Genomic DNA, 23,937 nt, shown 5'->3' with positions numbered 1-23,937 from the left:
ATGGCTGAACTGAAAAACGACAAGGTGAAGCGCACAGGTGGCTGTGCGTGCGGAGAGATCCGCTACGGGTTCTATGAGCCGAAGGTGGCGCAGCTGGCCTGCCATTGCCGCAGCTGCCAGTATGCGGCAGGTGGCGCGCCCGCCTATGTGGTTGTGGTGCGCAAAGAGGAATTCAGGATCACCAGGGGGATTCCCAAGGAATTCACTGTGCTCTCGGAAGCGGGCAACCATGTCACCCGCGCCTTCTGCGGCACCTGTGGTACCCATGTCCTGGCCTGGAACGATGCCCAGACCGAAAGCTGCTCGGTGAAAGTCGGCACCCTGGACGAGCCGGCGAGCTTCCGCCCGCGGATGCACATCTGGATGTCCGAAGCCCAGCCCTGGCATCGGCGCAGCTGGTTTACTCTGCGCTTCAGCCGCAATCCACCGGGCAGCGGACGGTCAACAAAGGAGGAAGTGAATTGAGTACGGTTGGCGGATATCTCTCGAATATCTTCGGCAAGTCGCCTTTTCAGGCAGTGCAGGTCCACATGAGCCTCTGCATCGAGGCGGCGGAGATGACCCTCGAACTGCTGCGGCAGGCGGAGGGGGGGAACTGGACAGAGGTGGAACGGCTCCGGGATGAAATATCCCTCATCGAAGCAAGGGCCGATGACGTGAAGAGCGGCATCCGCTCGCAACTGCCCAGAGGTTTCCTGCTCCCCGTGGCCCGCGCCGACCTGCTCGACCTGCTGACCCGCCAGGACAAACTGGCGAACCGGGCCGAAGACATCGCCGGGCTGGTTACGGGTCGTCAACTGCAGTTTCCGCCGTCGATTCAGGTCCAGGCTTCGGAATACGCGGATGTCTGTGTGGACACTGCGCGTCTGGCCGGTGCTGTGGTGAAAGAACTCGATGAATTGCTGGTCTCCGGTTTCAGCGGACGGGAGGCCTCCCAGGTGATCGCCATGATCGAGGCGGTGGAAGCCCGGGAGCGGGACAGCGACAAACTGCAGGCCCAGCTGCGCCGGGCCCTGTTTGCCATCGAAAACGATCTGCCACCCGTGGGAGTGATGTTTCTGTACAGGCTCTTCGAGCTGCTCGCGGATTTTGCGGACATCTCCGAACGGGTCGCCCACAGAATTCAGATGATGCTCGCCAAATGAGCCTGGACCCGAATTTCGTACTGCTGTCCCTCGCCCTGATTTTCGGCCTGTACATGGCCTGGGGTATCGGCGCCAACGATGTGGCGAATGCGATGGCCACCTCCGTCGGTTCCAAGGCGATCACCGTGAAGCAGGCGATTGTGATCGCGGCGATCTTCGAGTTTCTGGGTGCCTTCCTCGCCGGTGGTGAGGTCACGGATACGATCCGTAAAGGCATCATCGATGCGGACCTGTTGAACGATCCGGATGTGCTGCTGTTCGGCATGCTGGCATCGCTGCTGGCCGCAGCGGTCTGGTTGACGGTGGCATCCCGCTACGGCTGGCCGGTTTCAACCACCCACTCCATCGTCGGCGCCATCGTCGGCTTCGCACTGGTGGCCGTTGGTCCGGAGGCCGTCTATCTCGGTAAGGTCGGATCGATCGCTGCAAGCTGGGTGGTTTCACCCGTGCTGGCGGGTGCGGCCTCCTTCGTCATCATCATGACCGTGCAGAAGCTGATCTTCGATCAGCTCGATCCGGAGAAGGCGGCGCGACGCTATGTGCCTTATTACATCTTCCTGACTGCCCTGGTGATCGGCCTGGTCACATTCACCAAAGGTCTGTCCCACGTGGGGCTGGATATCAGCCGCAGCGAAGCGCTCCTTTATTCCCTGTGCTTTGCCACACTGGTTACTGCGCTGGGTGTACTGATGATCCGTCGCATACCGCCGGCAAGTCCGACGGAAGTGGAAGCCTTCCATTTCACCAACGTGGAAAAGGTCTTCGGCATTCTCATGATCGTCACTTCCTGCGCCATGGCGTTTGCCCACGGCTCCAACGATGTGGCGAACGCGATCGGCCCGGTGGCCGCCGTGGTATCGATCCTGCAGACAGGACTGGTCTCCCAGTCATCGCCGGTACCGCTCTACGTGCTCCTGCTCGGTGCGGTGGGTATCGTGGTGGGACTGGCGACCTTCGGCTACCGGGTGATTGCAACGGTAGGCAGCAACATCACCGAACTCACGCCCAGCCGGGGATTTGCCGCGACCCTCGCTGCAGCCTCTACGGTGGTACTCGCCAGTGGTACCGGACTGCCGATCTCCACAACCCATACGCTGGTCGGCGCGGTGCTCGGTGTCGGTCTCGCCCGGGGCATCGGCGCACTCAATCTCGGTGTGATCCGTACCATTCTCATGTCCTGGATCATTACCCTTCCCGCGGGTGCCGCACTCGCGGTATTTTTCTACTATCTGCTCCGAATCATTCTTACCTGAGGAATACTTATGTCTGAAGTGGCCATCGACCCGGAGGAACTGAAGCGCTACTCCTTCAGTGTCTGGAGTTACAAGCAGGGCGAGATGGTGTCCCTGATGATCCACATCGGTGACCGGCTCGGGCTGTACAAAGCGCTCGATGGTGCCGGGCCGGTCAGTGCAGCCGAGCTGGCAGAACGCACGGGTCTCAAGGAACGCTGGCTGCTCGAATGGCTGCGCGGGCAGGCGGCAGCGCGGCTGATCAACTACATCCCGGATGATCGATTCGAACTGACCAGGGTTGGTGCCGCCGTGCTGGCGGATGAGACCGGCAGTCTGGCTTTCGCTGCGGGAGCCTTTGCCGGTGCCACACCGCCGGCGACCGTGGATAAACTGGTGGAAGCCTTCAGGACGGGAATCGGTCTCTCATACGAGGACCTCGGCCCGAACGCCGCCCATCGCACCGAAAGGATGCTGGGTCCCTGGACCCGCCAGGAACTGGTGCCGAACATACTGCCCGCCCTGGATGGTGTCGTGGAGAGACTGTCTGCGGGTGCTGTGGCGGCCGATGTCGGGTGCGGTGGCGGGGTTGCCCTGATGGCTATGGCGAAAGCGTTTCCGAATTCGGAGTTCCACGGCTACGACCCCAGCGGCCATGCCATCGACCGCTGTCGTGCAAAAGTGGCAGAGCTCGGCCTGAATAACGTGAAACTCTTTGTTGCGGGCGGCGAGAGTCTGCCGAAGAAACCGACCTACGACTTTCTCATCACCTTTGACTGCATTCACGACATGACCCATCCGGCAGAGGTGATTGCATCCATCCGCGGTGCGATGCAGCCGGACGGCACCTGGCTCATCAAAGACATCCGCAGCCAGTCGGAATTCAAAGATAACCTGCGCAATCCGCTGCTCGCCATGTTCTACGGCTTTTCGGTGTCGGCCTGCATGTCGTCGGCTCTGTCGGAACCGGGTGGTGCCGGACTCGGCACGCTGGGCTTCAACCCGGAAGTTGCGGAGAAGATGGTGAAGGCGGGAGGTTTCGGTCGCTTCCAGCTCCACGATTTCGAGGATCCGAGCAATCTCTACTACGAGGTGCGGCCGTAGTGCGACGCGCATGTTGCGTACGCGCACACTGCGTGCGACCGGCAGCTGTCGTACGGCAGGCCGGCGTCACCGGTCTGCGCCTGAGAGTCGCGCCGCGGTGCCGGTGATCACCTGTATTGAAGATCTGCGGGTGCTGCATGAGCGGCGGGTACCGCGGATGTTTTACGACTATGTGGATTCCGGCTCCTGGAGTGAGAGTACCTACCGGGCCAATGCCGAAGATTTCGCGCGGATCAAGCTGCGCCAGCGGGTGGCGGTCGATATCTCGGAGCGATCCCTGGCGACCAGCATGCTCGAAGACAGCGCCGCCATGCCCGTTGCCCTGGCCCCCACCGGTCTGACCGGCATGCAGCACGCGGATGGCGAGATACTCGCCGCCCGGGCCGCTGAAAAATTCGGCATACCCTTCACGCTGTCGACCATGAGCATCTGCTCGATCGAAGACGTTGCCGCCCGGACGCAACGGCCGTTCTGGTTTCAGCTCTACGTGATGCGGGATCGGGACTTTGTCGGGCGTCTGATTGATCGTGCGAAAGCGGCAGGCTGTTCGGCACTGGTACTTACCCTCGATCTGCAGATTCTCGGTCAGCGGCACAAGGATCTGAAGAATGGCCTGTCCACACCACCGAAACCCACTCTGCGCAACATCCTCAATCTGCTGACCAAACCCGCCTGGTGTGCGGGCATGCTTGGTACTTCCCGTCGCGGTTTCGGCAACATCGCCGGTCATGTGGAGGGCATCGGTAACATGGGCTCACTGGCCGCCTGGACAGCGCAGCAGTTCGATCCCACTCTGAACTGGGAAGACGTTGCCTGGATCAAGGACCGCTGGGGTGGACCGCTGATCCTGAAAGGCATCATGTGTGTAGAGGATGCACGGCTCGCAGTGCGTTCCGGTGCGGATGCGCTGATCGTGTCCAATCATGGGGGCCGTCAGCTCGACGGCGCACCCTCGAGCATCGCCGCACTCGCGCCCATCGTTGCAGCGGTGGGGGATCACATCGATGTGTGGATGGATGGCGGGATCACTTCCGGACAGGATGTTTTCAAAGCCCTTGCAGTCGGTGCACGGGGCGTGCTGATCGGGCGCGCGTTTCTTTACGGACTGGGTGCGATGGGGGAGGCGGGTGTTACCCGCGCACTCGAGATCATTGCCAGCGAACTGGACCTCACCATGGCCTTCTGTGGACTGACCGCGGTGAATCAGATTACTCAGGAGGCGATCTGGGATCCGGCCGAGGGCTGAGGGTGCTCGAGTAACTGCAGCCGACCGTCGCTGTCGAATGTCACGCTGTTCTGCTGGCGCTCCCGCAGCCGGGTGAGGGTGGTGCGGTCAATGTCCCAGTAGGCGGCTTCCTGTTCGAAGGTCACTGTGGGTACCGCGAGCCGCCTTTCCCGCTCACCGAAGCGTCGCAGCTGGAAACGCGACCAGCCGACGATGCACAGGCTGATCAGCAGTACAAACAGTCCGAACCAGTACAGCAGGTTCACCAGGCTGGCGGGGCCACCGGCGCGTTCGACCAGGGTGTAGGCGAACTGCAGACCGAGCAGCCAGGCGAAGAGACTGATCAGAGGCAGCCACAGATAGGCATAGAGGGCCCACAGCGCCAGGGTGAGCAGCCGGTCCCGGCGGCGCGCGCGGCGTGTCAGCACCCGGCGGGCATTGATGATCACATCGTTGATTTCACGAACCATCTGCAGTGTCCGTGTCCCGCAGTCCGCGGTCGGGGCTGCGCCAGATGGCGCGCCGATTGCTGCCGCGGGCCAGTGCCCGGGGCAGAGCGGTGACCGAAGTCACGACCTGGATGATCCAGTACAGCATCGGGTACCACACCATCCAGTAATAGACCCGGCCGAGCTGACGTTCATAGCGGCTGTCGATCACCAGACTCACCGCGAACTGCAGCAGACAGGTGGTGCCGAGCAGCAGACCGCTCCAGCCCGGCAGAATGGTGGCGGAATCCAGGGGTGCAGGCAGTGCGACAAACTGACCAAGCAGCCAGAAGCTGAATACCAGAGCCATGGTGTAGGCCCAGAAGGTGCTGACTACTAGCTCTGTCGCCACCAGCCACATGCGCCTGGTGCGCCACCGGAACAGGCTGCGCATGTGGTTGACGAGGACCTCGATGCCGCCCTGTGCCCAGCGCAGTCGCTGGCGCCAGAGACCACCGAAAGTTTCCGGCATCAGGATCCAGCACAGGGCGTTGGGCTCATAGCGGATGTCCCAGTGATTGAGCTGCAGACGCCAGCTGATGTCGATGTCTTCGGTCATCACGTTCAAACCCCAGTAATCGACCTGGTGCACGGCGACTTTGCGGAAGGCGGCCACCACACCGGAGACCGTGAAGACCCGGCCATAGATCCGCTGCGCGCGCTTGAGCAGGCCAATGATCGAGGAAAATTCGCCGACCTGAATTCGGCCGAGCAGGGTGGTGCGATTGCGGACCCGGGGATTGCCGGTCACCGCACCGACACGGGGCCAGAGTGCGAAGTGATGGGCGAGCCAGCGGGTCGACTGGGGCGTGAGCAGGGCATCGCCATCGAGACACACCAGGACGTCGTGCCTGGCGGTGAGTGAACCGACCCGCAGTCCCATTGCCTTGCCCTGATTGCTGGCAAAATGCACGACGCGTACCTGGGGATGCGCGGCGGCAAGTCGATCCAGGATGGCGCCGGTTTCGTCTGAGCTTGCATCGTTGATCACGATGATCTCGAATTCCGGGTAGTCCTGAGCCAGCAGGGAACGCACGGTCTCTTCGATGTTTTCCATCTCATTGTGACAGGGCACGATGAAACTCACCCCGGGCCACACGTCGAGTTCGGGGGGATGTTCCGGCTGGGTGTTGGCTTCCTTCTCCCGGTAGTAGAAGTAGTACACGGAAGCCGTGATCCACAGGATCGACATGAACAGCGGGTAGTAGAAGGTGAAGTTCAGCAGGCTCTGAAATGCCGCATCCATCAGTGCACCCTCTGTCCGGGTGTTTCTGTCAGCGACATGCCGCGAATCATCTGCTCAAGGTCCGGTCTGCCCTTGATGAAGTCATCCGGGTAGTAGGCGAGATTGTCGACCCCCCGGGCGCGCAGGAACTCCATGGTCCGTCGCAGTTCCCGGCTGTCGATGGGCTGCTGCGATACCCAGTCGACGGTCTGCAGCTGAAAAATGGTGTGTGCGAGTCCGCCAGGCTGGCGGCCAGCGGCTTCGATGAGTGCGGCGAAGAAGCGCCGATGATTGGGACGTTTCTCGAAGCGCGGCATGGCCATCACTGTGGTGTAGTCATAGCTGGCCAGGTAATTTGTGTAGTTCTGCGCGAGATGGCGTTCCGAGCCGGGGTCGGTGAGCGCAGGTGCGAACAGATTACGGGATGTTTTCAGACCCGGGCGCCAGCGCGCCAGAACTCGGCTCAGTTCGAGAGAGAAATCCGTCAGCGCCCGGCTTTTGAACCTGGTCCAGCGGTGGGCCAGATCCGGGTCGGCATGCAGCAGGTCGGGATCGAAGGTTCTGCCGACAGCCACCGCGAAGGCGGCCAGTGCCTCGGGGTGGGTGTCTTCGAATTCGTTCAGCCTGCCGTCGTCGTGGAAGTGAATGCCCTGAATGGGCGCGTGGCGACCGAGATCATCGAACAGGTCGGTTATAAACTGCCGCGCCTCGGGCACGAAGACCGACAGGCGCGGCTCACCCTCGGGATCGGGCGCCGTCGAGCCATCCCGGGTCTGCAGGGTCCGCCATTCGGGTCTGGCGACGAATGCCGTCAGGGGCATCCAGGCAAACACGCTGACTCCGGCACGGGTACGCAGCTGCCAGGCGGCGCGATTGAAGAGATCGGCGCGTACCGGCAGGTGGCGATTCGGAAAATACAGGGCGTCTGCGGCACCGTCACCGTCGGGATCCGCGAACGCCTGCAGAAAGACATGGCTGATGCCCATGGCCTTGATGCGATCGAGCAGCAGACCCAGATTGCGCTCCTGCTGCAGCACATCCCTGTCATAAACATAATCCAGATCGACCTGGGCGGCGCGTACCGGACGCACCGGTTGCCGATCATCGAAGAGCGCAGCGAATCCGGGCACGCCGGGATTGGCGACCAGCATGTGTCGCGCGACAATGCCGTCGCCGCTCAGGGGTGCCGGTTCGTCGAGGGTGAGCTGCAGTGTCATGCCACGCTCTGCGGCGAGGCGGCGACCGCTCTGGTTCCAGGCACCGTAGGGCCAGGTCATGATCCGCGGCCGCCTGCCGAGATGACTTTCGATCAGCGCCACGCTGCGATCGAGGTCGGCGGCGAGCCGGGCCTGATAGGCGGCTTCCGATTCGTACTCGGAAGACTCGTAGCCCAGCGTGACGGCGGCTGGCTGTTCATTGCCCTGGGGATTGCCTGGAATACCACGATGCAGGTCGTGGCTGTGGGAGCCGATTTCCACGAGACCCGAGGCCTGCATTTCCGCCATCTCCGCCCAGCTGAGAAAATCGGCCGCGCTGAGCGGCTGACCGTTGTAGGCGATGCGCTGTTCGGTTTCGATCCAGGCGGTGACCGGGCTCACCACGGCCGGATAGCGGAAGGCCTTGAGCAGCGGAAACACGTGGGTATAGACGCTGCGGAAACCGTCGTCGAAGGTCAGCAGTACGGCTTTGTCCGGCAGCGAGTGGGTGCCGGCCTGTGCGGCCAGGATGTCGTCCACGCTCACGACCTGGTAACCCCGGGAGGCCAGCCAGCGGAAGTGAGCGGCCAGATGTTCGGCGGTGACCGCGTACTGATCCGGGTCGTAGTTTTCTGCGAGGTTGTCCCGGACGTCGTGATAGCCGAGCACGGTCACCGCCACCGAGGTCTCGGGTTGCGCCGTTAAAGAGCTGGTGCTGCTGACCAGGAGCAGAGCGCTGAGCAGAAGGCGGGAACAGGCAGGCATCAGATCCGCCCCTCCAGGCCGAAGCGGAAAAACAGCCCATCTTCCGTGTCGCCGTCGTACACCCGGCGGCTGTAGCGGATGCCGCCGCGAAATCCCCAGCGCGTGGACGGACGCCACTCGATTTCATAGTCGACTGACGCGATGGGCTCGCTGCCGAATCCGTCCTGATCGTAAATGCCGACATCGCCGCCGAGTCTGTGGGTGAGTGAGTGTTCGTAGCGGCGGAACTGTCGCCAGATACCGCGCAGTCCGACGCTTGCGTCGACAGCGCGACCGGGGCTGAAGTAGCTGGGCTCATCAAGGCTCGAGCGGGTGAGCCCCGCGCTGCCGTAGGTGTCCAGTTTCCACCGGTAACCGTTGTAGAGCCGGTAGCTGCCGTTCAGGCCGAAGCCGCTGATGTCGTTGCCGTCGTCCAGAGACTGCAGGCGCGCGCTGCCGGCAACAAACCAGTTTTCGTTGTGCCGGTACGTGGTAGCGAATGCGAGCAGATCACCCTCGATGCCCTGGCCATCGGCGCGCAGTGGTGTGGCGTCACTGTTCCACTCTGCGCTGGCGCCAAGGAACCAGTGATCGGAAGCGCGATAATCTCCCCGCAGGGCGATGCCCGGGTCACCCATGTCGAAGCGGGCGGCGTGAACTTCCGCCCGACCCTCCCAGCGGTGACGACGGTAATCCACCCCGGCGCCGATACGGCGACGGGCGTGATTGCCTTCTTCGAACTCGGCCCAGCTGTCGCTGCTGTGGACGAAGCCGCGGAAGGCTTCTCGCTGGGGCGGGCTGAACCACCAGGCATCGACATCGTACTGGCTGGAGCCAAAGGTATCTCCGGAGCTTTCTCCGAAACCGGCATCGATGATCAGTTGACTCAACTGGTGAACCTGCCAGTCGTTGTGCAGCTCGATCACGCCGGTATCCGTGGGGAACTCCCGATACAGGGCGGCCTCTGCGCTGCCGGTGGCGGCGAACTGGCGCTGTGCGAACCGGTTGCGGGCCAGCGCGGTGCGCAGGGCAGCTTCGTCTGCCGGAAAGCGATCGATCAGTTGTCCGTACTGTTCGTCCGCTGCTTCGTGGAGGCCGCGCCAGCGATTCAGATTACCCAGCTCATAGCGCGCCTGGCTGTTGTTGGGTGCCACGGCCAGGAGAGCCTGCAGCCGCTGCTCGGCGGTATCCATCTGGTCCGCATAGGCTCGCCCCATGGTCGCGACGATCGTGGCCCGGGTATGTGCGGGATTGGGCTGCCGCACACTGCTGCCCGGTACCGCACGAACCGGCTCGAGGCGCTCGACCACGTCGTCAATGCACTCGAACGCCTCCTCGAAGCGCTCCAGCTCGATCAGCGCGTAGAAGAGACTGATGCGGATCTCCATATCAGCCGGGTCCGCTTCGATGCCGCGGCGCAGAGCCTGTTCGGCGAGCTCGGGTTTGCGCAGCGCGAGATAGGCGTTACCTGCTGCAGCATGCACATACCGGGGCGCGCGAGGATCAGCGTCGATGAGACGCCGGTAGTCTTCGACTGCTTCGCTGCGCCGATGCGCCGCGGCCAGTCCCACGATCCGGTCGTAGGTCAGCAGACGGGCGAGTTCGCTGGCCGGGGGCTCTGCGGCAAGGCGTGCAGCTATGGCCTGCAGGGCTGATTCGATCCCGGGAAACGGATACCTTTGTGCCGGAGACTCGATGGCGTCACGCAGGTCCAGCGCCAGGACATCCGCTTCCAGACGGTTCAGCTCACGCGGCGTCAGTACATCCGGCTGCAGGGCGGCAACGCGCAATGCCTGGCGCGGCAACAGCAGCGCCCGCAGTGCCTGGGCCTTGCCGCGCAGCGCAGCTCTGTTCTCAGGCTCCAGCTGCAGAACCAGATCGTATTCACCCAGCGCCTGGGCATAGGCCTGATCCTGGTGGAAGAGATAAGCGGACGGAACCAGTACGGGCGTTGTGTGGCGGGTGGCTGACGGCACCGCCTCGAGGGTGGTGCGGGCAGTGCGCGGGTCTCCGTAATCTGAGTAAGCCATCGCGAGTCCGACCCGGGCGTCAATGCTTTCCGGGCTCGCCGCCACAGCCTGTGCGTAGTAGTTGATGGCTGCTCCGAAATCCCGGGTGTCCCGTGCTGCGCGGCCGAGAGCGAGCAGTGCGTAGGCCGGTGCACCGGCCAGCGAGCGGCCGGCGATCATATCGAGTATGGGCTGGCGTTGACCCGCCCAGAAGCGCACCAGCATTTCATCATAGAAAAGCGGATCCGAATCCGGATAGACGTTGCGCAGCCTTATGAGCTGGTCCAGAGCGGGCTCATAGGCACCCGCTCGGGCCTGGGTGATTGCATCGAGCCGGGCACGCCGGACAGCCTCCGGCAGTGCTGGCGGTGGCCGTCTGCTCGTGGTGTCTGCAGCGGACGCCTGCATTGCGGGTTCTGCGGCAGCAGTGGATCCTGCAACCGCTGTCAGACAGACCAGCAGCAGCGTGCGGATCAGGCGCTCAAAGAATGTCGTCATGGGTGATACAGGCGGATAAAGGTAACGGCAGCCGGGTAGGGGCTAACAGATTCGGCCGGGTGTGCGGGTCGCGGAATGCATGTCCGCAGTCTAGTTCATCTGCGGGAAACCTGCAGGTCGCAGAGTGTCAGACGAATGTACATCGAAGAGACCGGCCAGGTAGTCGTTGCAGAAGATGCCCGTCGGATCCAGTTCCGCGCGGACGCGCCGGAAGGCTTCGAAGTGCGGATAGAGATCGGCGAGATCCCGCGCGTTCAAGGTGTGCAGTTTGCCCCAGTGCGGTCGCCCCCGATGATTGCGGAATACCGATTCCGCGGCGTCGAACAGCGGCCGGTGATCCCGCTCTGCACCCTGGTGGACGGACAGTGTCACGGATTCCCGGTCGCTGGCGGTGCTGAGCCAGGCATCGTCCGCCGCGAGGGTACGGTATTCGATCGGCCAGGGCAGCTTCGCAAACCGCGAAAGTAACAGCTCGCGCAGTTCCGTGAAGCACGACCAGCCACTTTCGTAGGGTACCGAGTACTCCATTTCGTTGAAGCGGGTTTCTCTGCTGCTGGGGAAGATTTCGTGTGCCGGCCCGATGATTTCCGTGGCGCTGATTCGCCCCGGCGTGTCCGTCGATCTGTGCAGCGTCTTCATCTCGAAGCTGTCTGAGCGCGGTGTCCAGAAAAATTCGCAATGGCGATGGTCCGCGATCAGGTCTTCGAGGGTGGCTGCGACTTCTTCAAAGCCGGCCTGCTGTTTACGTTCATGGAGCAGAAAGGCGGGTTCGACCTGTAGCGTGACCTCGGTGAGTACCCCGAGCAGGCCGACCGACACCCGCAGTGCGCGCAACCAGTCGGGCGTACGCTCCGCATCGATGATCAGCGCTTCTCCGGATGCGGTCACCAGTTGTGCGGACAGCAGTGCGTGCGACAGATTGGGCAGGGTCCGGCCGGTGCCGTGGGTGCCGGTACTCAGTGCGCCGGCGATACTCTGCCGGTCGATGTCACCCTGCTGGGGCAGGGACAGTCCTTCTGTCCAGAGCAGCGGACCGAGTTCGTGAATCTTGGTCCCGGCACCAACGCTGACCTGGTGACTGCCTGCATCGACGCGATGGATCCCGGTGAATGTATCCAGTGAGACGATGATGCCGTCGGTCCAGAACGGCACAAAGGAGTGACCGCTGCCGACACAGCGCAGTTTCAGCCGTTCTCGCTCTGCGAGCCCTGCCAGATCCCGAAGGGCGGACAGAGATCCGGGGGTGCTGACCTTGTGTGGTCGATACTGCTGCCCTCCGGACCAGTTCTGCCAGGTTGCGCCGTCACTCATCCGGCGCTCGCGGCCTGCAGACGCGCATGGTCGGGATGGCGCAGTCGCCATACCAGCAGGGCCACCATCAGCAGCAGTGGCGGCAGGGCGCACAGCAGCAGCACCGTCCAGCCGAAGCTGTGGATCAGCGTGCCCGCCATGAGGCTGGCGACAGCAGCCACGCCGAAGATGCTGAACTCGTTGACTGCCTGGGCGCGGAAGCGCTCGCTGGGCAGGTAGGTCCTCACCAGCAGGGTGGTGCCGCCGACATAGAGAAAATTCCAGCCGATGCCGAGCAGCACCAGCGCCCACCAGTAGTGCATGACCTCGTGTCCGCTGAGGCCGATGGCGAGAGTGGCGAGCATTGCCAGCAATCCGGCCCCCATGACTGCATTGGTGCCGAACCGTCCGATCAGGGGGGCGGAGATCAGACTGGGCAGATACATGGCGATCACATGAGCACGGACCACACCGGCCGCATCGGTCACGCTGTGACCATCGACCACGTGCATGGACAGAGGCGTCGCGGTCATGATGAAGACCATGACACCCTGACCGATCATGCCTGCTGCGACAGCGAGTACGAACAGGGGCTGGGTCACGATATACCGCAGGGGCCGACCCGGGGCGCCTGCTTCCGTCGATTCCGGGGGTGCGGTCGGATGCAGCGCCAGCAGGAGCAGTGTCGTGCACGCATAGAGCCCGGCCAGAATCAGCATTGCTGCGCGGAAGGGGTGATCGGGTGTCAGAGCGGGGCTGCTCGCGGCGATCTGCGGGCCGAGGAAGGCGCCGCCGATGGACCCGAGGAGGATGATGGACACCGCCCAGCTGACCCGATGTGCTGCCACACTCTCGGCAGCACCGAAACGGAACTGCTGACTGAAGGCGAGGGTGGTGCCGATCACCAGCGCTGCCGTGCAGAACAGGGGAAAGCTGCCGAGTGTCAGGGCCCAGGCGGCCAGCAGTGCGGCTGCGCAGGCCACCATGCCGGCGAGCGCATAGCCCAGACGGCGACCGATGCGCTGCATGAGCAGTGTCGCGGGAATCGTATTCAGGGCGGTACCGATCACAACCAGTGACAGGGGCAGGGTGGCCAGAGCGGGATTGCTGGCGAGCTGACTGCCGATGATGCCGCCGAGGGTCACCATGAGGATGGAGCCGGATACGAAGATCATCTGCGCAAGACACAGGATAAGGATGTTACGGTTCAGTACATCGCGCATTCGTCTGCTCGTTTCAGGTCGCCATCCGGGTTGGATCGGTGGCAAGCTTATCACCGCCCCTCGACCGATAACGACCCGCACACCATGAACTCAGCTCACAACTTCTCCGGTGCCATGCCCCGGCTGACCCCCCTGCAGTGGCAGCAGACGGGCGCACTGGCCCGCTGGTTCATCGTATCCCGCGGACGCGTCCTGGGGCTGACCCTGTTTCCCTGTCTGCTGGCTGCACTGCTTGCGGTCGATGCCGGTCTCTTCGAGTGGCGGTACTGGCTGTTGTGTCTGATGGGTCTGCTGCTGGCCCATGCGGCCAACAATCAGCTCAATGACCTGGTGGATTCCACCCGGGGTGTGGATGCCGGCGACTACTTTCGACGCCAGTACGGCACTCAGGTGCTCGAAGACGGGTTCCTGTCCCGTCGGGCGCTGACGGTCTGTTTTCTCGGCACGGGCGGCCTGGCGGCACTGGCGGGAGTCGCCCTTGTCTGGTTGTCCGGATGGCTGGTTGCACTGCCGTTTCTGGCAGGTGCGCTGCTGCTGGTGTTTTACACACATCCACTCAAGACACTGGGACTCGGTGAAGTGGCCGTGTTGCTGGTATGGGGGCCGCTGATGACCGGCGGCACCTACCTGGCAACTACCGGCGAATGGTTGAACTCGGTCGCCTGGCTGGGCACTGTGTGTGCGCTGGGTCCTGCCGCGGTGATTTTCGGTAAGCACATCGACAAAGTGGCGCAGGACAGAGCCCGGGGTGTCCGCACGCTGCCGGTTCGACTCGGCGCGGCGCGCTCACGATGGCTGGTGATTGCGCTTGTGCTGTTGCAGCTGTGCGCCACGTTCTGGCTCGTCGGGACTGGAGTGTTGGGCTGGCCGCTGCTGCTGATCACAGGCGCGCTGCCGGCTGCCTGGCGGCTGTGCCAGGTGTTGCGATTCCCTGCGCCACAGACCTGTCCTGACGGATTCCCTGAAGGCGTATGGCCGCTGTGGTACGTTGCCCATGCTTTCGTGTACTCGGGTCGCTTCGCGGCACTGTTTCTGATTGGCTTCGCCGCTGCACTGCTGGTCGACTGAACGGAACCCGGCGACCAGGGACAGACGTCCAGAAGCCGTGACAAAGTGAGGGTGGCATGCACAGTGCCGGGACCGAAATGAGCGGCTGGGGCCTCTGGTCGCTGCTGCCCCTGGCAGTGACACTGATTCTGGCTTTCGTTTCTCGCTCCGCGCTGATCGCGATGCTCATCGGGGTTTTCATCGGCACACTCATGATCGGCGCCCTTCCCGGAGTGGGTCTGAATGAGTTGTTGCAGTCGTCGCTGGGCAATTCAGACTTCATCTGGATCTGCGAAATCGTGATTCTCATCGGCATCCTCTTCGAAGGGTTCAAGCGCTCCGGCGTGCTGCTGGCTCTGGCGGAGCGATTCGGTGGCGCCACCCATTCGCCACGCCGTGCGGCGCTCACGGCATGGGGTCTGGGATTTCTGATCATCGATGACTACTTCAGTCCACTGATGACGGGTGCGGTGGTGCGTCCGATGTCGGATCGGGCGGGTATGCCCCGGGAAAAGCTCGCTTTCATACTGGATGCCACGACCGCCTCGGTGTGCATTCTGGTGCCGTTTACCGCCTGGGGCGCCTATATGGCCAGTCTGATCGCCGCCCAGGGTGGTCCGGTCACATCGGCTGAGGAAGGTCTTCGGGTTTTCATCGGCTCGATCGGCTACAACTTCTATCCCCTGCTGATTCTCTGTTTCTCACTGCTCGTGTGCCTTCGTGTTATTCCGGATTTCGGGCCGATGCGACGCGCCGAGCAGCGGGCTGCGGAAACCGGCGCACTGGTGCGTCCCGGAGCCAATCCCCTGCTGGATTCAGACAACGACCTCGGCGCCTCCAGCGAGGGTGCCTCATTGCTGTCTGAACTGGCGCTGCCGGTAGCGCTGGTGGTGGGAATCGGTGTGGGTTCTCTGGTCATCGCGGGTTCGGTGCAGATTGTTGAGGCCTTCATGGCGGGTGTCGTCAGCCTGGTGGGCGTGCTGCTGCTGCGGCGCCGTCTGCGCAGTGCGTCTGAAATCGCCGCACTCATACTGGATGGTGCCCGGAGCGTGATGCCTGCGCTGCTCATCGTTGCACTGGCGTACGCGCTGAATACAGTCGCTGGTCAACTCGGCGTCGGTGAGGCGATCGTGGCTGCTTTCTCGGGCAGTTTTGAACCGGGCTGGCTGGTGCCGCTGACCTTTGTGATCACCGCCGCCATCGGCTTCAGTACCGGCACTTCCTGGGGTGCATTTGCCATGATGATGCCGGTGGCGGTACCCGTCGCCTATGCATTTTCCAGTGGCGAGTTGACCCCCATCGTCTATCAGACGATTGCGGCTGTGGCCGGAGGCGGTATCTTCGGTGACCATGCATCACCGGTGTCCGATACCACGGTGCTGGCTTCCCTGGGAGCCGGGTCAGACCACATGGATCATGTGATTACTCAGCTTCCTTATGCTCTGCTGGCAGCAGCACTTACCACGGGTCTTTACCTGCTGTTGTGATCGATCCGGGGTCGCATGAGCATCGGTGCATAGGCGATGACGAAGCTGGCGAATGCGACCGTCCAGCCGATGCCGGCCAGTGTGATCCACAGCTGATAACCCTGGGGCGCCAGCAGCGGGCCCGCCACCCGGAACACAGCGGCGCAATGAATGGCGGCGAAACAGATCCCTTCTGCCACGCCCGCACGCAGGGCCCGGCCGGTATGGCCGAGGGCGCTGCGTGTCATCATCGCGAGCATCAGTGCGGCCATGGCGCCGACGACGAGGGCGTGAACACTCAGCATCGGCAACTGGCCGGGTGCGCCACCCAGAGCGGCGCGCAGCAGGAAGTGCACGGGAATCCAGGCGTAGGCAAGCGGCAGCGCCAGCAGCAGCAGGTTCTGATGCGTGCGCCAGGGTTGCCAGGCGAGCAGCCGTAAACTCTGTGTCACGCCAGCGAGCCACAGCAGTCCGGTGTAGAGGTGCGACGGACCTGAATCCGCGAACGGCGCCATCAGATCGATCAGGGTAATGAGAACGGCTGCGCCGATCGCCAGAACTTCCAGGAGCAGCCACCGGCGCGGCTGCAGGCCGGCGACCGCATTTGCAGAAAATGCGGGGATTACCCGGCCGCCGATGACGATCATCAGCAGACCCACGACATCCAGCCCGACAGTAATCGGATTCAGTGCGTGCAGCGGGTTGTCGATGCCCAGACGCCTTGCGTGAAATACAAGATTTGCCACAGTGAGTAACGCCAGGATGACGAGAACGAAAGCATTGCGGTAGTTGCGCGACTGCCATAAGGGTATGGCGATGCTGAGTGCCAGGGCAGGCAGGAAACTCGCGTCGAGCAGTGCAATGAAAAGCGCGGCATTGCTTTCGTTCGGTACAGGCACCAGCAGCGCTATCCGCGCTGCTGCCCAGAGGCCGAACAACAGGGCCAGTGCGGTACCTGAGGGTGTCGGACGCCCGGTCCAGGCGCGCACCGCAGTCAGCAGGAAGCCGGCGATTACGGCCGGTGCGAAGCCGAAGAGCATTTCGTGGATGTGCCAGTTCAGATCGATGGCCGCTCCCGGCTTCCCGCCTGCCGGTGACAGGCCGAGGGCGATCACCAGCCACAGGGGAACAGCCAGGCAGGCAAAAGCGGCGGCGCCCAGATAAAAGGGCCGGAATCCGACGCTAAAAAAGGTCCGGTACAGTGTCACAGTCATCGCGGGCAGAGTACTCAGTTATCTAGAAACAACTATAGTGGTATCCCCTAAGTCATTCTCTACCTTGCATAAAAGTCCAGAAGTGGTGTAGGTTGTGGCCACTTTCATGGCTCAAACGGGGGCCGTCGAACTTGTCCAATCGCAAGATCGTCATCCTCAATCCCAAGGGTGGATCGGGTAAGACCACGATTGCCACCAACCTCGCCGCCTACTATGCGAGCAGTGGCAAGCCGCCGGCATTGATGGACTATGACTCACAGGGCTCCAGTACCCGCTGGCTCAGCAAGCGTCCGGAATCGGCTCCCTACATCCACGGTATCGCCACCTACGAAAACCATGCGGGGCAGACGCGCTCCTTCGCGTTACGGGTGCCACCCGAGATCGAACGGGTGATCGTCGATACTCCAGCGGCATTTCAGAAACACGATCTCATGGACTTCACCCGGGGGGCAGACAAGATAGTCATTCCCGTGTTGCCATCGGCAATCGACATCCACGCTGCGACCCGCACCATTGCCGACCTGCTGCTGTCCGCGAAGGTTTCGCGCCACGAGAATCGTCTGGCGGTGGTGGCGAACCGGGTGAAGAGCAACACCATCATGTTCCGCTCCCTGATGCGCTTCCTGGATTCTCTCGAAATCCCGGTGGTCGCCATATTCCGCGATACCCAGAACTACATCCGCACTGCGGAAGCGGGAGTGGGTGTACACGAAATGCCCGCCTCCCAGGTTGCCAAGGACATGGCTCAATGGCGCCGGCTGGTGAACTGGCTGGAGAATGATCCGGTGCTGCGGGTGGTACCGAAAAGTCCCATGCCCGCACGGGACCCCCGTCAGTTCGTACCCGGTAAGCAGCGCCTGCCGTAGTTCGCACGATCCCAGCGGGATGCTGCCCGACATCGGAGTGGATGCTGCTCAACTCGGGAAAGGATCGCTGCCCGAGGGGGTTGCCCCCGCAGCGAGTTCCGCTGCGTAGGCTTCAAGATTGCGTGGCGCACGTCCCAGTACCTGCTGAACCGTGGTCGAGACTTCCGATCCTTCGCCTGCCAGAAACGCTTCGTTGAACTGCCGCAGGATCCGTACGTGCCAGTCGGGTTGTCCCGACGCTGCGAGTGCACGGGCGAGCACCTCCCGGGGCTGACGCTCATAGCGCACGGCTCTGCCCAGCGCGTTGCTGAAGGTTACTGCCACCGCTTCATAGGTGTACGCCTGGCCCGCGGTCAACGCGACTGCAGAACCTGTGACCGGCGTGTCGCCGGTAAGCACGGCGGCTGCGACATCGGCAATATCCCGGGCATCGACCATGGCGATCGCCGCATCGCCCACTCCGCCGCGAAGGATGCCGTCGCGGCGCATACCGCCGACCTGAAAGGCCAGGTTCTGAAAAAAGAAGTTGGGCCGCAGAAAGGTGGCAGGCAGCCTCAGCGCGCGGATTCCCTGCTCGATCTGCGCATGCCAGCGGCCGCTGTCAACCGGTGAATCGAGGCGGGTAGCGAGCCCGGAAATCTTCACGATCTGTGGCGGTGCGGGGCATCGCGCGGCCGCTGCGGCCAGGGCGAGTTCCCGCGCCCGCATGTCGGGATGCACGGGGGAGACGAGGAACACGGAAGCAACACCGTCGAGTGCAGCATCGAGCGATGCCGTATCGGTGAAGTCGCCGGAGACGGGTTCCATACCCTGAGGTGTCTGCCAGCCGTCCTGAAGTCGCGCAGGACGCACGAGCAGCCGGGGCGTGTGTGCATGTCGATCGCGCAGGGCTTCGGCGACCAGCCTGCCCAGACGGCCACTTGCGCCGCACACGAGGACCTTCTGGTTCACCGCGTCGTGGCCCGTAAAGCACCGTGCGCTTGCCTGATCCTGTTTGACCGAATTCGCAACATCCATCCTCTCATGTGAGTTTGTCGCTCAGCCGTTGCAACAAAGGATTCATGGTCCTGATGTCAGAGGTTCAAGTCCACCCACAGCTGGCATAATGCCATGACCTGCGTGGCCTACTTTACTCCGCCAAAATCCCGGCTACAGGATGTCCTCCATGGAGGCAGGCAGATGGCGAAAATCTGCCAGAAAACTCCAGGAACTGCTGCCCCATCAGACCGGTATCGGGTATAAGTCGATGAACCCTCAGATTCAGGTCGGAGATCACCATGAAGGGACTGGCCTTCTGGATACTGACAGCCGCAGCCGCTGCAGCACCTGTGACTTCGGTCTATCCGGAAACCGGCGACTGGCCCAGTTACGGCAGTACGGCAGCGTCGACCAAGTACGCGCCGTTCGACCAGATCAATGCTGACACGGTAAAGGATCTCGGCATCAGCTGGATCTGGGATTCAGTGGACAACAGGGCCATAGAGATCCGTCCCGAGTTTGTGCCGGGCGCTTATAAATCGACTCCCATCAAGGTGGGGGATGTGCTGTTCACGAGCACCTCTCTGGGCAGTGTGGTCGCGCTCGATGCTGCAACCGGCAGGCAGATCTGGGTATTCGACACCGGGACCTGGAAGGACGGTCGACCGGCTAATATCGGATTCAATCATCGCGGAGTGTCGTACTACGAAGACGGTGATCGGTCTCGTATTCTCATGGGCACGAACAACGCCTATCTGTGGTCGCTGGATGCAAAGACCGGCAGACCCGACCCGAAGTTCGGCGATGGCGGCAGGGTGGATTTAACGCTGGGTCTCGGCCGTCCGGTCAACCGGAAGCTTTATTCCAATACCGCTGCACCGATGATCGTGGGCGATGTCGTCGTTATGGGATCCGTCGTGCAGGACTCACCGGCATACGGTTTTCGGATGCCCAGGCGCAGCATGATGCCCCCTGGCCATGTGCGTGGATTTGACGTCAGGACCGGGGAAATGCGCTGGATCTTCCATTCGGTGCCCAGGGCGGGTGAATACGGTGCCGATACCTGGGAAACCGAGGACTGGACAGATACCGGCGCAGCGAATGTCTGGGCACTCATGAGCGCGGATCCTGAACTGGGTTACGTCTACCTGCCTTTCGGCACGGCAAACAACGATTTCTATGGCGGCGAACGGCTCGGAGGTAACCTTTTCAGCGAGAGTCTGGTATGCCTGGATGCGGCGACGGGCAAGCGCATCTGGCATTTCCAGATGATCCATCACGGCGTCTGGGACTACGATCTGCCCGCCGCACCAAACCTTGTCGATATCGTTGTTGACGGGAAAGCTGTGCAGGCGGTGGCGCAGGTGTCGAAACAGGGCCATATCTATGTGTTCAACAGGGTAACAGGCGAACCGGTCTGGCCGATCGAAGAACGCCCCGTACCACAATCGACGGTTCCGGGTGAAAAGACCTCGGCAACCCAGCCCTTTCCCACCCGACCGCTGCCGTTTGATCGACAGGGCATTGCTGAAGACAGCCTGATCGATTTCACCCCCGAGCTGCGCGCCCAGGCGGTGGAGATGATTTCGCGCTACGACATCGGTCCACTGTTCACACCACCCTCACTCAGAGGGGCGGTGGTGTTGCCGTCGGACGCTGGCGCGGCCAACTGGACCGGTGCGGCGGTAGATCCCGCAACGGCAATGATTTACATCCCGTCAATGACACTGCCCGCGCTGTTCAAACTGGGAGAACTCGATCCCGCCCAGACCGAATACCGCTATGAACGCTCAGCCATGACCTTCATGGGTGGACCCATGGGGTTGCCGTTGATCAAACCGCCTCTGGGTCGGATCACGGCCATCGATCTCAACACCGGTGAGCACAGCTGGATGGTCCCCAATGGAGAGGGCCCCAGAGAGAAGCTCATCGCTGCAGGGATTGCGGATCCGGGCCCGGTGGGGAATCAGACCTTTACCCACGTGCTGGTGACCGGCTCCCTGCTGTTCACAGCGCTCAACGACGATGGCAGACCCGTGTTGCGGGCGTTGGATAAGGCCACTGGCGCTTTGCTGCAGGAGATCTCTCTACCAATGAGCCCGAACGGGGCGCCCATGACCTACATGGCGGGTGGCAGACAGTACATCAGTGTCGCGGTAGGTGGTTCGACGGATGCCAGGCTGATCTCCCTGGCGCTTGGCGGCAACCTGAAAATGAAACCCAGAGAACTCACTGCCGCAGATCAGCTGATTCGCCCCGACCTGCTTCGAGTGGCACAACTGTACGGTCAGTCCTGCGCGAGCTGCCACGACAATGCGGTGCATGGCGCACCCAGGCCGGGAGACGCGGCGCTCTGGCGCCCGCGTCTCAAAGATGGCATCGAAAAAATGTATCAGAGCACCATCAATGGTATCGGTGAGATGCCCGCCCGCGGTGGCTGCGGGCAATGCACCGATGGCGACCTCATGTCGCTGATTGATGCGATGGTGGAGGGGATTCAATAGCCGGCCTGGGTTTCCTGACAGCAGACAGCGTATCCTGGCCGGCCTTCAGTGGCCGCGCTCGTCCACCGCCTGCCTGATCAGCCTTTCCAGCACCTCATAGGGTTGAGCACCTGCCACTCCGTAACCGCCGGCGACGAAGGTTGGCACTCCGGTGATTCCGTAGGCGCGGGACTTCTGCCAGTCGGCGTCGATCTGTGCGCTTAACGTGCGGTTTGCCAGCACCTGCCGCGCGTCCTCGGTCGACAGGCCCACCGATGCCGCAATCTCGACCAGCACGTCGATGTCGCCGATGTTGCGTCCCTCGACGAAATAAGCCTTGTACAGCGCATCGTGAATCGCCCCACCGCCCGGCTGGGTATCCGCCCATCTGCCGAGCTCCTGGGCGAGACGGCTGTTATAGGTGTGGGTGCGCCTGCCGTACGGAAGCCCTTCCTTATCCATGAGGGTCTTCATACGCGCGTACATCGCCTCCAGATCGATGTCGCGGCCGGCGAAAAGTGCTTCGAGACGCAAGCCCTCGCTGGGTGTTTCCGGGTGCAGGGGAAAGTGCACCCAGGTCACCTTCACAGGAAAGTTGTTTTTCAGTCGTTCAATACGCCCGGTACTGAGATAACACCAGGGTCAGACGTAGTCTGTGAAGACCTCGAGTTCTATCGGTTCGCTCATGACAATGCCTTGGGTTGCGGATCTGAATTGTATCGCACCGGCTGCGGTGCGGATCAGGGAAGTACTGTATACGTCGCCGTGCCGGCAGGTCGTGGACCGTTGCAGGGCGGTTCGGCCGGGGGTATGTTGAAACAGACCGGAAGAAGGACTCTGTCAGGCGTTCAGAGCAGCAGCCGGAGTAGAAATCAGCCGCGCAGGTGGTCGAGGAGATGAATATGAGCTATGTACATCCGGAATATCTTACGGAGCCGAAAGCCCTGGCTGCTGAGATCTCGGCGGGTGATGAATCGTTGCGGATTTTCGATGCCACCGTTTATCTGAAGCCGGCCGAACGTGGCTATCGCGCGGAGTCGGGCAGGGCCGATTACGAACAGGCCCACATTCCCGGTGCGGCCTTCCTCGATCAGATGGGGGCGCTGTCAGACCCGCGCAGTGGACTCGGCTTCACTCTGCCTGATGCCCGGACACTCGAAGCAGCGTTGCGCGCGGCAGGGATCAGCAACGTGCACCGGGTAGTCCTCTACAGTGCCGGGCACCTGATGTGGGCCACCCGGGCCTGGTGGCTGCTCCACTATGCAGGCCATGACCGGGTGTCGGTGCTCAATGGCGGGCTTGATGCCTGGAAAGCGGCCGGCGGCGAAGTGGTATCAGGCTCTCATGACTATCCAAGAGGCAGCATGGCGGTCAGGGCGCGCAGCCACAGGTTCGTGGGGCAGCAGGATGTGCTTGATGCCATCGGCGTGCGGGGCGTCTGTACGGTGAATGCCCTGGCCCCCGATGTCTATTCCGGCTCTTCGGCCATGAGTTACGGGCGCAAAGGCCACATTGCCGGTTCCATCAATCTGCACTACGAAGAACTGCTGGACGCCGGGCGCTTCCGCGATGCGGCAGCGCTCGATGCTGCACTCGGACAGCGCGGGCTGTTGAGTGCAGATCGGGTGATCGCCTACTGCGGCGGTGGCATATCGGCCACCATCGATGCCTTCGCCTGCCTGCTGGTCGGCAAGGAGGAAGTCGCCGTTTACGATGGCTCCATGTCGGAGTGGGTGCGCGATACGGCATTGCCGATGACGACGGGAGAGCTGCCCTAGCAGGCTGCTAGCCAGACTCTCCCCGGGGATTCCTGCCCATGGTGTAGAACTCAGAATTTGGTCGGATGTCTGCCAGATTGGCCAGTCGATTACTCTGGGCGAAGAAAGCGGCGATGGCGCCGATGTCCCAGATGTCATCCTCTGTGAATCCGGCTTCCCGCAACAGCCTCAGATCCGCGTCTTCTATCGTCGCCGCAGCGCCGGCTACTTTCAGTGCGAAATCGAGGATCAGACGATCCGCAGCCGGGATGTCGGCCTTGCGATAGTTCACGGCGATCTGATCTGCCAGCAGGGGCTGCTTTGCACGAATCCTCAGGATGGCGCCATGTGCGATCACACAGTAGTGGCACTGGTTGGCGGCGGAAGTCGCCACCACGATCATCTCGCGCTGTGCGGCACTCAGTCCGCCTCTGCGCTCCATGAGTGCGTCGTGGTGGGCGAAGAAAGCCCTGAACTCCTCCGGGCGGTGGGCGAGGGCCAGGAACACGTTCGGCACGAAACCCGCTTTTTCCTGCACGGCGAGAATGCGGGCGCGGATGTCCTCAGGCATATCGTCGAGCGCGGGTATCGGAAACCGGCTGATCGCTGCGGGTGGTTCGGGTTTGTGGGAATTTTCAGATGTGTGCGATTTCTCGCGCTGGGGCTTCGCTTTCGATTTTCGATCGGGATGGGCCTTGCTTCGGGATCCGGGCTGTCGCATCAGGCAGTACTTCTGACTTCAACTTG

20 protein-coding genes are annotated in these 23,937 nt (G+C 62.4%); 10 read left to right on the top strand and 10 right to left on the bottom strand.

What is annotated here, in order from left to right:
• The 5 genes from R3E82_09315 to R3E82_09295 all read left to right on the top strand — a co-directional run bounded on the left by R3E82_09315 (position 1) and on the right by R3E82_09295 (position 4,727).
• Positions 1-465 (top strand): GFA family protein, encoded by a 465-nt coding sequence (locus R3E82_09315; GenBank protein MEZ5551073.1) that lies wholly within the window; start codon positions 1-3, stop codon positions 463-465.
• On the top strand, positions 462-1,145 hold the full coding sequence (locus tag R3E82_09310) for a TIGR00153 family protein (protein ID MEZ5551072.1): 684 nt from the start codon (positions 462-464) through the stop codon (positions 1,143-1,145). The genes R3E82_09315 and R3E82_09310 overlap by 4 nt, the downstream gene beginning before the upstream one ends.
• Positions 1,142-2,398, top strand: a complete 1,257-nt coding sequence (locus R3E82_09305) for an anion permease (GenBank protein ID MEZ5551071.1) — start codon at positions 1,142-1,144, stop codon at positions 2,396-2,398. The genes R3E82_09310 and R3E82_09305 overlap by 4 nt, the downstream gene beginning before the upstream one ends.
• A 9-nt stretch (positions 2,399-2,407) precedes the next feature.
• On the top strand, positions 2,408-3,481 hold the full coding sequence (locus R3E82_09300) for a class I SAM-dependent methyltransferase (GenBank protein MEZ5551070.1): 1,074 nt from the start codon (positions 2,408-2,410) through the stop codon (positions 3,479-3,481).
• 97 nt (positions 3,482-3,578) lie between these two features.
• Positions 3,579-4,727 (top strand): alpha-hydroxy acid oxidase, encoded by a 1,149-nt coding sequence (locus tag R3E82_09295; GenBank protein MEZ5551069.1) that lies wholly within the window; start codon positions 3,579-3,581, stop codon positions 4,725-4,727.
• On the opposite strand, the gene pgaD is transcribed toward R3E82_09295, so the two are convergent.
• The 6 genes from pgaD to R3E82_09265 form a co-directional block, all read right to left on the bottom strand.
• Entirely contained in the window at positions 4,694-5,176 is a 483-nt protein-coding gene (gene pgaD, locus R3E82_09290) for a poly-beta-1,6-N-acetyl-D-glucosamine biosynthesis protein PgaD (GenBank protein ID MEZ5551068.1), read from the bottom strand. The two genes, R3E82_09295 and pgaD, sit on opposite strands and share 34 nt — an antisense overlap.
• Entirely contained in the window at positions 5,166-6,440 is a 1,275-nt protein-coding gene (gene pgaC, locus R3E82_09285) for a poly-beta-1,6-N-acetyl-D-glucosamine synthase (protein MEZ5551067.1), read from the bottom strand. Before pgaC ends, pgaD begins: the two co-directional genes overlap by 11 nt.
• Entirely contained in the window at positions 6,440-8,380 is a 1,941-nt protein-coding gene (gene pgaB, locus R3E82_09280; GenBank protein ID MEZ5551066.1) for a poly-beta-1,6-N-acetyl-D-glucosamine N-deacetylase PgaB, read from the bottom strand. The genes pgaC and pgaB overlap by 1 nt, the downstream gene beginning before the upstream one ends.
• Positions 8,380-10,866: a poly-beta-1,6 N-acetyl-D-glucosamine export porin PgaA gene (pgaA, locus tag R3E82_09275; protein MEZ5551065.1), complete on the bottom strand. Its 2,487-nt coding sequence runs from the start codon at positions 10,864-10,866 to the stop codon at positions 8,380-8,382. The genes pgaB and pgaA overlap by 1 nt, the downstream gene beginning before the upstream one ends.
• Before the next feature lie 90 nt (positions 10,867-10,956).
• Positions 10,957-12,177 carry a D-arabinono-1,4-lactone oxidase gene (locus tag R3E82_09270; protein MEZ5551064.1) on the bottom strand — a complete coding sequence of 407 codons (1,221 nt, stop codon included), beginning with the start codon at positions 12,175-12,177 and terminating at the stop codon, positions 10,957-10,959.
• Entirely contained in the window at positions 12,174-13,379 is a 1,206-nt protein-coding gene (locus tag R3E82_09265; GenBank protein MEZ5551063.1) for an MFS transporter, read from the bottom strand. Before R3E82_09265 ends, R3E82_09270 begins: the two co-directional genes overlap by 4 nt.
• 84 nt (positions 13,380-13,463) lie before the next feature.
• On the opposite strand from R3E82_09265, the gene R3E82_09260 reads away from it, so the two are divergent.
• Positions 13,464-14,447: a prenyltransferase gene (locus R3E82_09260; GenBank protein MEZ5551062.1), complete on the top strand. Its 984-nt coding sequence runs from the start codon at positions 13,464-13,466 to the stop codon at positions 14,445-14,447.
• Between the two features lie 56 nt (positions 14,448-14,503).
• Positions 14,504-15,913 (top strand): Na+/H+ antiporter NhaC family protein, encoded by a 1,410-nt coding sequence (locus R3E82_09255; protein ID MEZ5551061.1) that lies wholly within the window; start codon positions 14,504-14,506, stop codon positions 15,911-15,913.
• On the opposite strand, the gene R3E82_09250 is transcribed toward R3E82_09255, so the two are convergent.
• The gene (locus tag R3E82_09250) at positions 15,898-17,106 is read right to left on the bottom strand and encodes an NnrS family protein (protein ID MEZ5551060.1); all 1,209 of its coding nucleotides are present in this window, start codon (positions 17,104-17,106) and stop codon (positions 15,898-15,900) included. The genes R3E82_09255 and R3E82_09250 overlap by 16 nt on opposite strands.
• Positions 17,107-17,237: 131 nt before the next feature.
• Here R3E82_09250 and R3E82_09245 point away from each other — a divergent pair, with 131 nt between their 5' ends.
• Positions 17,238-17,972 (top strand): AAA family ATPase, encoded by a 735-nt coding sequence (locus R3E82_09245; GenBank protein MEZ5551059.1) that lies wholly within the window; start codon positions 17,238-17,240, stop codon positions 17,970-17,972.
• A 48-nt stretch (positions 17,973-18,020) separates the two neighbouring features.
• Here R3E82_09245 and R3E82_09240 read toward each other — a convergent pair whose 3' ends face one another.
• Positions 18,021-18,989: an NmrA family NAD(P)-binding protein gene (locus R3E82_09240; protein ID MEZ5551058.1), complete on the bottom strand. Its 969-nt coding sequence runs from the start codon at positions 18,987-18,989 to the stop codon at positions 18,021-18,023.
• Between the two features lie 260 nt (positions 18,990-19,249).
• Between R3E82_09240 and R3E82_09235 the strand changes: the two genes are divergently transcribed.
• A complete protein-coding gene (locus tag R3E82_09235) occupies positions 19,250-21,454 on the top strand; it encodes a PQQ-binding-like beta-propeller repeat protein (GenBank protein MEZ5551057.1) in 2,205 nt (734 codons plus the stop codon).
• A gap of 45 nt (positions 21,455-21,499) precedes the next feature.
• On the opposite strand, the gene R3E82_09230 is transcribed toward R3E82_09235, so the two are convergent.
• Positions 21,500-22,120 (bottom strand): DsbA family oxidoreductase, encoded by a 621-nt coding sequence (locus tag R3E82_09230; GenBank protein MEZ5551056.1) that lies wholly within the window; start codon positions 22,118-22,120, stop codon positions 21,500-21,502.
• Positions 22,121-22,335: 215 nt separating this feature from the next.
• Between R3E82_09230 and R3E82_09225 the strand changes: the two genes are divergently transcribed.
• Positions 22,336-23,211, top strand: coding sequence for a sulfurtransferase (locus tag R3E82_09225; GenBank protein ID MEZ5551055.1), 876 nt, complete (start codon positions 22,336-22,338; stop codon positions 23,209-23,211).
• Between the two features lie 7 nt (positions 23,212-23,218).
• On the opposite strand, the gene R3E82_09220 is transcribed toward R3E82_09225, so the two are convergent.
• On the bottom strand, positions 23,219-23,911 hold the full coding sequence (locus tag R3E82_09220; GenBank protein ID MEZ5551054.1) for a peroxidase-related enzyme: 693 nt from the start codon (positions 23,909-23,911) through the stop codon (positions 23,219-23,221).
• Positions 23,912-23,937 lie beyond the last annotated feature (26 nt).

It is taken from the genome of Pseudomonadales bacterium (genome assembly GCA_041395945.1).
Taxonomy (GTDB): Bacteria; Pseudomonadota; Gammaproteobacteria; order Pseudomonadales; family Azotimanducaceae; genus SZUA-309.
The sequence above is the reverse complement of the archived record's forward strand: the minus strand, read 5'-3'. Positions and strand labels throughout refer to the sequence as shown.